The following is a 7,656-nucleotide window of genomic DNA, read 5'->3' on the forward strand; positions in this document are numbered from 1 at the left end:
TGCGGGGGGCGCGTCGGAGGGCCGCCGGGAGCCGGGGGGCGGGGTGGGCGCGGGGCCGGGGTGTGGCGGGGCGGGCACCTCTCCCCCTTCGCTGTCCCGTGGGCATGGCTCGGGCGCAAGCCTAGTGACGGCCGGCGGGCGGGGCGGGCCGGCGGAACGCGACGGGCCGCCGAGGTCACCCGGGCGGGTGATGCCCGTACCGGACGGGATGGGGCGGTTTCGGGTGTTGTGTGCGATGGGAAGCGAAGACGCGTGCGGTACGACGACCGCCTCGGGACGGACGACGGAATCGGTGCGCGAAGGAGTGGTCGGCATGGTGGGCACGGGCGGCGGCGGACGGCCGGGCATCTGCCCCACGCTGCTGTACACGGACGCGAAGGCGGCGATCAGGCAGCTCACCGAGGGCCTGGGCTTCACCGAGCTGTCGGTGTACGAGACGGCGGACGGCGCGGTCCTGCACGCCGAGCTGGCCCAGGCCGGCGGCGTGGTGATGGTCGGTTCCCAGGGGCGCGGCGGCCCCCTCGACGCGGCCCTGGAGCACGCGGGCCCCGCCGGGGTGTACGTCGTGGTGGACGACGTGGACGCCCACCACGAGCGGGCCGTGGCGCACGGGGTGGAGATCCTGATGCCCCCGGCGGACCAGGACTACGGCGCCCGGGAGTACCTGGCCCGGGACGCCGGGGGGAACATCTGGAGCTTCGGGACGTACGCCCCGGAGACCGGGGCCTGAGCCGCCCCGGCCAGAGGCTCAGCCCCCGGTGTGCACCTGGAACGCGGCCCGGCGCACGGCCTTGGCCAGCGCCGGGTCGGGGTGCGCGGCGGCGAGCGCGACCAGCACCTGCACGGTGCGCGGGTGACCGACCGCGCGGACCTCGTCGAGCAGCTGGGGCACGGTGGGCTGCACCGCGGACTCCAGGTGCCGCACCAGCATCGGCGCCTCACCGTGGTCGGCGACCGCGGCGGCGGTGTCCACCCACAGCCAGGTGGCCTCCTCCCGGGTGAGCACCTCGTGGGCGTCCTCCGGATCGATCCCGTCGTGCTCGGCGAGCCACAGCAGGGCGTACGGCCGCAGCGCCGGCTCGGCCACGACGGCCCGTACGTCGGGCTCGGCGGGCGCGCCGACGACGCGCAGCGCCTCGAAGGCCAGCCCGCGCAGCAGCGCGTCGTCGCCGCGGGCGGCGTCGATCAGCTCGGTGACGGCGCTGCCGACGGGGCGGGCGGCGAGCCAGGCGCGGTACTCGGCGCGGGCCGCGTTGGGGCGCAGCTGGGCACAGCCGCGCAGCATGTCCTCGGCGGACTGCTCGATGTTGCCGGCGGGGCTCTGCGCGGCCACGCAGATCTGCTCCAGCTTGACCCACACCGCCCAGTTGCCCAGCGGGGTGAGGGTGGCCTGGCCGCCGCCGTAGGTGAGGGCGCCGACCGAGGCGAGGGCCCGCAGCGCCCAGTCGAGCAGCGGGGCGAGCGGGGCGTCGGCGGCGGGCGCGGCGGATGCCGGGGCGGGGGATCCGGCGGGCCGTCCGGTGCCGGGTTCGTAGGCGACCTCGCAGCGTTCGGTGCGCAGCTCGGTGACCCGCTGCTGGAGCAGGTCGAGCAGCTGCTCCACAGGGACCGGGCCGGCGGACAGCTGGAGGAAGGAGAGCACCTGGGGCATGGCCGAGACGACCTCGGCGACGGCGGCCGGCTCGTGTTCCTCGGGCTCGGGCGAGGCGAGCGACCAGGCGTCGAAGAGGGCGACCCAGCCGCGCAGTACGGCGCTGTCGTCGCGGTCCCAGGCGCGCAGCCGCCAGCCGGGCCGGGCGCTGTCGCCGTGCACCTCGACGAGTCCGGCGAGGCGGGCGGTGTCCCAGTCGGCGCGGACCTGAGCGACGCTCAGGCCCAGGTCGGCGGCGGCGCGTTCGGCGGTGGCGTCGGAGAGGGTTGCCTTGCCGTCGGCGGTGGCACCGTGCCGGCCGGGGCCGAGGGCGGCGTCGGCCCAGCGGGCGAGGCGGACCGCGCCGGCCAGACCGGCACGGGCCATTCCGGCCAGTTCGGCGGGGGCGGGCGTGCCCTCGGGCGGCCGGGGTGCCGGGCGGCGCGGGCGCCGCTGGTTCACAGCTCTGGGGGCGGCGGCCAGGGGTCGAGGTCGGACGAGTCGGAGCCTGGAGTCGCGCGGGATACGGGACGTCACGGGTGCAGTCTTCCGGTTGACGGTCCGAAAACCCAAACGGAATGCCACCGCGGGCGACGGGACCGGCGGGCGCGCGGGGCGCGGGGCGATGGGAGGGACAGGATCGAGCCAGTCGTACGACGGTGGCCGGATCCGATCCCCGGCGGTAACCGGAATGCCGGTCACCGGCCCGCGCGGGCCCCGGCGCCCGGGGTCACAGCAGCGGGGTGAGGAACCGGCGCAGCCGCTCCTCGTACTCCTCGGGGTCCGCGTTCCACATGGCCGCGTGCGAGGCGTCCGGGACGGTGTGCAGGGTGACGAGGCCGGGCCGGCGGCGGGCGAGCCGACGGGAGTACTCCCAGGGCGCCACCCGGTCGTCGGGGCCGTGCACGAGCAGCGTGGGCACCTGGAGCCGGTCCGGGCCGCCGGCCCCGGCGAGCCCGTCGGCGTGCAGCCCGGCCCGGCCCTGCGCGGCCCGCACCGCGAGCGGCAGCAGCGGCTCGGGGGTGTGCCGGGCCCGGGCCAGCGCGCGCAGCGTGGCCGGCCAGCTGAGGACCGGGGAGTCGAGGACGAGCCCGGCGACGCGGTCGCGGACCTGGGAGTGCTCGGCGGCGCGCAGGGCCATGGTGGCGCCGGTGGACCAGCCGAGGAGGACGACGCGGCCCGCGCCGTGGCGGACGGCGTACCGGATGGCCGCGTCGACGTCCCGCCACTCCGTCTCGCCGAGGTGGTTCAGCCGGTCCGGCGGGCGGGGGGCGCCGGGGTCGCCGCGGTAGGCGAGGGCCAGGACGGGCAGCCGGCGGGCGTGCAGGAAGCCCATGAGGTTCAGGGCGTGCTCCCGGGTGGTGCCGAGGCCGTGTACGGCGATCACCCAGGTGTCCCGGTCGCCGGGTACGAACCAGGCGGGCAGGGCGCCGAGTTCGCCGGGCACGTCGACGTCGGTGTGGTCCAGGCCGAGGGCGGTGCGGGGGTTGCCGACGTACAGGTTGGGGGTGAGCCAGGCCGCGTCGCCGGGGGCGAAGGTGCCGTGGGTGACGCGTTCCAGGCGCCGTACGACGGTGTCGGCGGGGTGCGGGGTGCCCTCCAGGACGGGGCCGACCACCGCGTGCGAGCCGTCGCCGGCGAGGCCGTGGACGCCGGGGCGCAAGGTGGCCAGGTCGCGGGTGAGCGTGATCCGGCCGGCGGCCGTGGCGTGCACGGTGAGCCGGGGTTCGGTGGGCAGCGGACGGGCCGCGGACGCCTTCAGCGCGGCGTCGCTGGCGAGCCGGCCGACGACCACGGAAGCCGTGCCGGCGGCCAGGACGGCGGTGACCGCGCCGGCGGTCGCTGAGACGGTACGCACGGATCCAGTGTCACGGGGGCGGCGGGCGGCGGCCAGCCGAAGCGCGGGGAGGGGTGAGGAGGGAGATGCGGGAGCGAGCCAGGGGGCGTCGCGGCGGGCCGGGGCGGGCCGGGCCGCGAGGGCGCGGCGGAGCATGGCGAGCGGGATCGGCCGGGCCCGGCCGCGCGGGGCGCGGGGCGCCGGCCGGGCCCGGCGGAGCAGCGCCAGTGCGGCCGGCACGGCCCGGTCGTACGCGGCGCGCGCGGCCGGCAGAGCACGGCCGTACGCGGCGTACGCGGCCGTCAGGGGCCCGTGGAGCGGGGCCGGCGGGCCCGGGCGGGCCCGGCCGGGCGGGGTGTGCGGGGTGGTGCGCGGCGGGCTGCTGTTCGGCGAGAGCAAAAGGGGTCACCTCCGTTGGCCGTACCCCTTCAAACGTTCCCCGACCTCCGCCACTTGTGCCTCGGTGAGCAGGGTCGGCGCGAGGCCCGGCACCGACGACGCCGTCAGCCACAGGCGGCACATCCACTCCAGCTGGGCGGTGCGGTCGTAGGCCTGGTCCAGGGTGGCGCCGTAGGTGACCGTGCCGTGGTTGCGCAGCAGGCAGCCGGAGCGGCCGGCGAGGGCGCGGAGCATGTTCCCGGCCAGCTCGTCGGTGCCGTAGGGGGCGTAGGGGGCGACCCGTACGGGACCGCCGAGGGCGGCGGCCATGTAGTGGACCAGCGGCAGCTCGGGGACAAGCGTGGAGACCGCGGTGGCGTGCACGGCGTGGGTGTGGACGACCGCGCGGGCGTCGGTGGCGCGGTAGACGGCGAGGTGCATGGGCAGCTCGCTGGTCGGCACCAGGGTGCCGAGCACCTGGCGGCCGGTGAGGTCGACACCGGTGAGGTCGGCGGGGGTCAGCCGGTCGTAGGGCACGCCCGAGGGGGTGACGAGTACGAGGTCGCCGAGGCGGGCGGAGACGTTGCCGGAGGTGCCGACCACCAGCCCGTCGGCGACGGTCCGGCGCGCCGTGGCGACCACCTCCGCCCAGAGCCGCGCCACGTCCTCCCCCACGTCCGCGCCGGCATCTCCCTCCCCCGCGCCCCGGCGCACGCGCTCCCCTGGAGCCTGCCGCGCGTCCCGTTGTTCGTCCGGGCGCCCGTCGTTCGCGTTCCGTCGCGGTTCAGCCATGCGGTGATCCTGCCAGCCGGAGGGACGGGGAGCGGGCGGGCCGGGGATCCGGGCCGGAAGCCATGGAGCCGAACGGGGGGATTTCAGGGTGAAACGCCTGAAATCGCCCATTGTTCCGTGTGTTCCGTGAACGGCGGACCTTGAATGACTCCCTCCGGCCCACCCCACGAGCGCCGCCGCGCGGGCCGGCACGCCCGTCGTCCGCCACCCCCGGGGGAGCCGCATGGCCCGTCCACCCGCCCTTGCCCGCCGCCGCGTGAGCGTCCTCGCGGCGGCCGTGGCGTCGGTCCTCGCCCTCACCGGCCCCGCGACCGCCGCGGCCAAGCCGCCCAAGGGCCACGACGTCTCGTCGCACCAGCGGAACGTGAAGTGGCCGGACGCACGGAAGAAGGGGGCGCGGTTCGTCTACGTCAAGGCCACCGAGTCCACCGGCTACCGCAACCCCTACTTCGCCGGGCAGTACTCCGGCGCCCGCAAGGCCGGCCTGATCCGGGGCGCGTACCACTTCGCCCGGCCGGACCGGTCCTCCGGGGCCGAGCAGGCCGCGTACTTCGTGCGGCACGGCGGCGGCTGGCGGGGGGACGGCTGGACGCTGCCGCCCGCGCTCGACATCGAGTACAACCCCTACGACTCGCGCAAGTGCTACGGGCTGAGCAAGAAGCGCATGGTCGGCTGGATCCGTTCGTTCAGCGACGAGACCCGGCGCAGGACGGGCCGCCGCCCGGTGATCTACACGACGACCCAGTGGTGGAAGCTGTGCACCGGCAACAGCCGCGCGTTCTCGAAGGACCACCCCCTGTGGATCGCCCGGCACGGCACCGCCCGGCCGGGGGCGCTGCCCGGCGGCTGGCGGTACTGGACGTTCTGGCAGTACCGCGTGAAGGGCGCGCTGCCGGGTGACCAGGATCTCTTCAACGGCACCCTGGACCGGCTGCGGATCTTCGCGCGCACCCGGTAGCCAAGGGGCGCCCGGCCCGGCACGGCGGAACAGAACCCCGGTATGGGATTACCGACACCACCGTGCCCGTCTCAGTTCATCTTCCGTTCACCCAGGTTGCCTACGTTCATCCAGCCAACGACCTCGAACGATTGCCTGGGTAAATGGAAAGCTTCTCGCTGATCCTCGCGATTGTGGTAGTAACCGCTCTCGCGTTCGATTTCACGAACGGTTTCCACGACACCGCGAACGCGATGGCCACCACCATCTCCACAGGCGCCCTGAAGCCCAAGATCGCGGTGACCATGTCCGCCGCCCTCAACCTTGCGGGCGCCTTCCTCTCCGTGGAGGTCGCGAACACGATCTCCAAGGGTCTCGTCGACGAGACCGGCATCCGTCCCGAGGTCATCTTCGCCGCCCTGGTCGGCGCGATCCTCTGGAACCTGCTGACCTGGCTGGTGGGCCTGCCCTCCAGTTCCTCGCACGCCCTGATGGGCGGCCTGGTCGGCGCCACCGTCGCCTCCGCCGGCTTCGACGCCGTCCACGGCGGCGTCCTGGTCACCAAGGTGCTGCTCCCCGCCGTCGCCGCGCCGGTCGTGGCGGGCCTCGCCTCGTTCCTGGCGACCCGGCTCTCCTACGGCGTCGGCGGCACCGGCGACACCGAGGCGACCCGCAAGGGCTACCGCGCCGGCCAGATCGCCTCCGCCGGCCTGGTCTCGCTCGCGCACGGCACCAACGACGCCCAGAAGACGATGGGCATCATCACCCTCGCGCTGATCGCGGGCGGCTCCCTCGCCCCCGGCTCCAACCCTCCCACCTGGGTGATCCTCTCCGCCGGCCTGGCCATCGCGCTCGGCACCTACATCGGCGGCTGGCGCATCATCCGCACCATGGGCAAGGGCCTGACCGACCTGGAGCCGCGCCAGGGCTTCGCCGCCCAGACCGGCGCCGCGACCGCCATCCTGGCCTCCTCCCACCTCGGCTTCTCCCTCTCCACCACCCACGTCGTCTCCGGCTCGGTGATGGGCGCGGGCCTCGGCCGCAAGGGCGGCGTGGTCCGCTGGTCCACCGCGACCCGCATGGCCGTCGCCTGGGTGCTCACCCTGCCGGCCGCCGCGCTGGTCGGCGCGGGCGCCGAGTCCGTCACCGACCTCGGTGACTGGGGCACCGCCGCCGTCGCCGTCTTCCTGGTCGCCGCGAGCGCCGCGATCTGGAAGATCTCCCGCCGCGAGGTCGTGGACCACACCAACGTGGTCGAGGAGACCGGCGAGCCGGCCGGTGTCGTCACCACCGCCATCGCCGCGGTCACCCCGCCGCCCGCCGGCCAGATCGCCGACGGCCTCACGGTCCCGGCCGCCGGGGAGCTGGCCTCCGCCGGCCTGACGACCGCCGGTCTGACGGCCACGATCCCCGCCCCGGCCGCCGAACCGGCCCCCGCCGCCCCGCCGGCCGCCACGGTCTGACCCGCCCGCACGGTTACTGAAGGAAGCAATCCCCATGAAGATCGACTGGGCGGCCCTCGGCTCCGTTCTGGGTGTCAGCGTCGTGTTCACGGTGGGCCTGGTGGCCCTGTTCACCCTCGGCATCAACGGCCTGTCCCGCCGCGAGCGGGCCGCGGCCCAGGGCGGCTCCGCCGGGCTCGCCGTCACCGGCGCCTACGTCTGCTTCGCCGCCTGCGCGGCGGCCGTGGCCTACGGCATCTACCTGATCGTGGGCAAGGGCTGACCGCCCGCCCCCGATCCGCACCTGATCCGCGCCTGCGCACCTCCGCCCCGCCGACCGGCCCACCCGCCGGACCCGGCGGGGCGGACGCGTGCCCCAGCGGCCGTCAAGGCCCGCCCGGCGCCCGGCGATGTGGGCCTCAGCACAGTCGGGCATCCCAGGTCAAAGGCAAGTTGACGGCCCTTCCGGGCGCGTGGTGGACTGCCCAGGCCATGTACGGCGGCAGCAGAGGAAGCCGGTGCGAATCCGGCGCGGTCCCGCCACTGTCACCGGGGAAGAACCCCCGGGAGCCAGGAACTCTCGCCGCCGGAATCCGTCGAACCAGGGCGTGGACACCCTGAGTGAGGACATGAATCGCCA

7 protein-coding genes and 1 riboswitch are annotated in these 7,656 nt (G+C 75.6%); of the genes, 4 read left to right on the forward strand and 3 right to left on the reverse strand.

Features of this window, described 5'->3' with window-relative positions:
* Nucleotides 1–313: 313 nt before the first annotated feature.
* Nucleotides 314–730, forward strand: a complete 417-nt coding sequence (locus IH25_RS0135040; protein WP_030620407.1) for a VOC family protein — start codon at nucleotides 314–316, stop codon at nucleotides 728–730.
* An 18-nt stretch (nucleotides 731–748) separates the two neighbouring features.
* On the opposite strand, the gene IH25_RS0135045 is transcribed toward IH25_RS0135040, so the two are convergent.
* The 3 genes from IH25_RS0135045 to IH25_RS0135055 all read right to left on the reverse strand — a co-directional run bounded on the left by IH25_RS0135045 (nucleotide 749) and on the right by IH25_RS0135055 (nucleotide 4,637).
* Nucleotides 749–2,167: a hypothetical protein gene (locus tag IH25_RS0135045; RefSeq protein WP_209445410.1), complete on the reverse strand. Its 1,419-nt coding sequence runs from the start codon at nucleotides 2,165–2,167 to the stop codon at nucleotides 749–751.
* Between the two features lie 193 nt (nucleotides 2,168–2,360).
* Entirely contained in the window at nucleotides 2,361–3,488 is a 1,128-nt protein-coding gene (locus tag IH25_RS0135050) for an alpha/beta hydrolase (RefSeq protein ID WP_030620410.1), read from the reverse strand.
* Between the two features lie 384 nt (nucleotides 3,489–3,872).
* On the reverse strand, nucleotides 3,873–4,637 hold the full coding sequence (locus IH25_RS0135055) for a class II aldolase/adducin family protein (protein ID WP_030620412.1): 765 nt from the start codon (nucleotides 4,635–4,637) through the stop codon (nucleotides 3,873–3,875).
* 223 nt (nucleotides 4,638–4,860) lie between these two features.
* Here IH25_RS0135055 and IH25_RS0135060 point away from each other — a divergent pair, with 223 nt between their 5' ends.
* The 3 genes from IH25_RS0135060 (at nucleotide 4,861) to IH25_RS0135070 (ending at nucleotide 7,299) form a co-directional block, all read left to right on the forward strand.
* Complete coding sequence (locus IH25_RS0135060; RefSeq protein ID WP_030620416.1) at nucleotides 4,861–5,595, forward strand: lysozyme; 735 nt, start codon at nucleotides 4,861–4,863, stop codon at nucleotides 5,593–5,595.
* 143 nt (nucleotides 5,596–5,738) lie between these two features.
* A complete protein-coding gene (locus tag IH25_RS0135065; RefSeq protein WP_030620419.1) occupies nucleotides 5,739–7,037 on the forward strand; it encodes an inorganic phosphate transporter in 1,299 nt (432 codons plus the stop codon).
* A gap of 34 nt (nucleotides 7,038–7,071) precedes the next feature.
* Entirely contained in the window at nucleotides 7,072–7,299 is a 228-nt protein-coding gene (locus IH25_RS0135070; RefSeq protein ID WP_030620422.1) for a hypothetical protein, read from the forward strand.
* A gap of 177 nt (nucleotides 7,300–7,476) precedes the next feature.
* A riboswitch (cobalamin riboswitch) is annotated at nucleotides 7,477–7,618 on the forward strand.
* Nucleotides 7,619–7,656: the final 38 nt, after the last annotated feature.

Origin of the sequence: Streptomyces achromogenes subsp. achromogenes (assembly GCF_000720835.1) — a bacterium.
GTDB classification, from domain to species: Bacteria; Actinomycetota; Actinomycetes; order Streptomycetales; family Streptomycetaceae; genus Streptomyces; species Streptomyces achromogenes.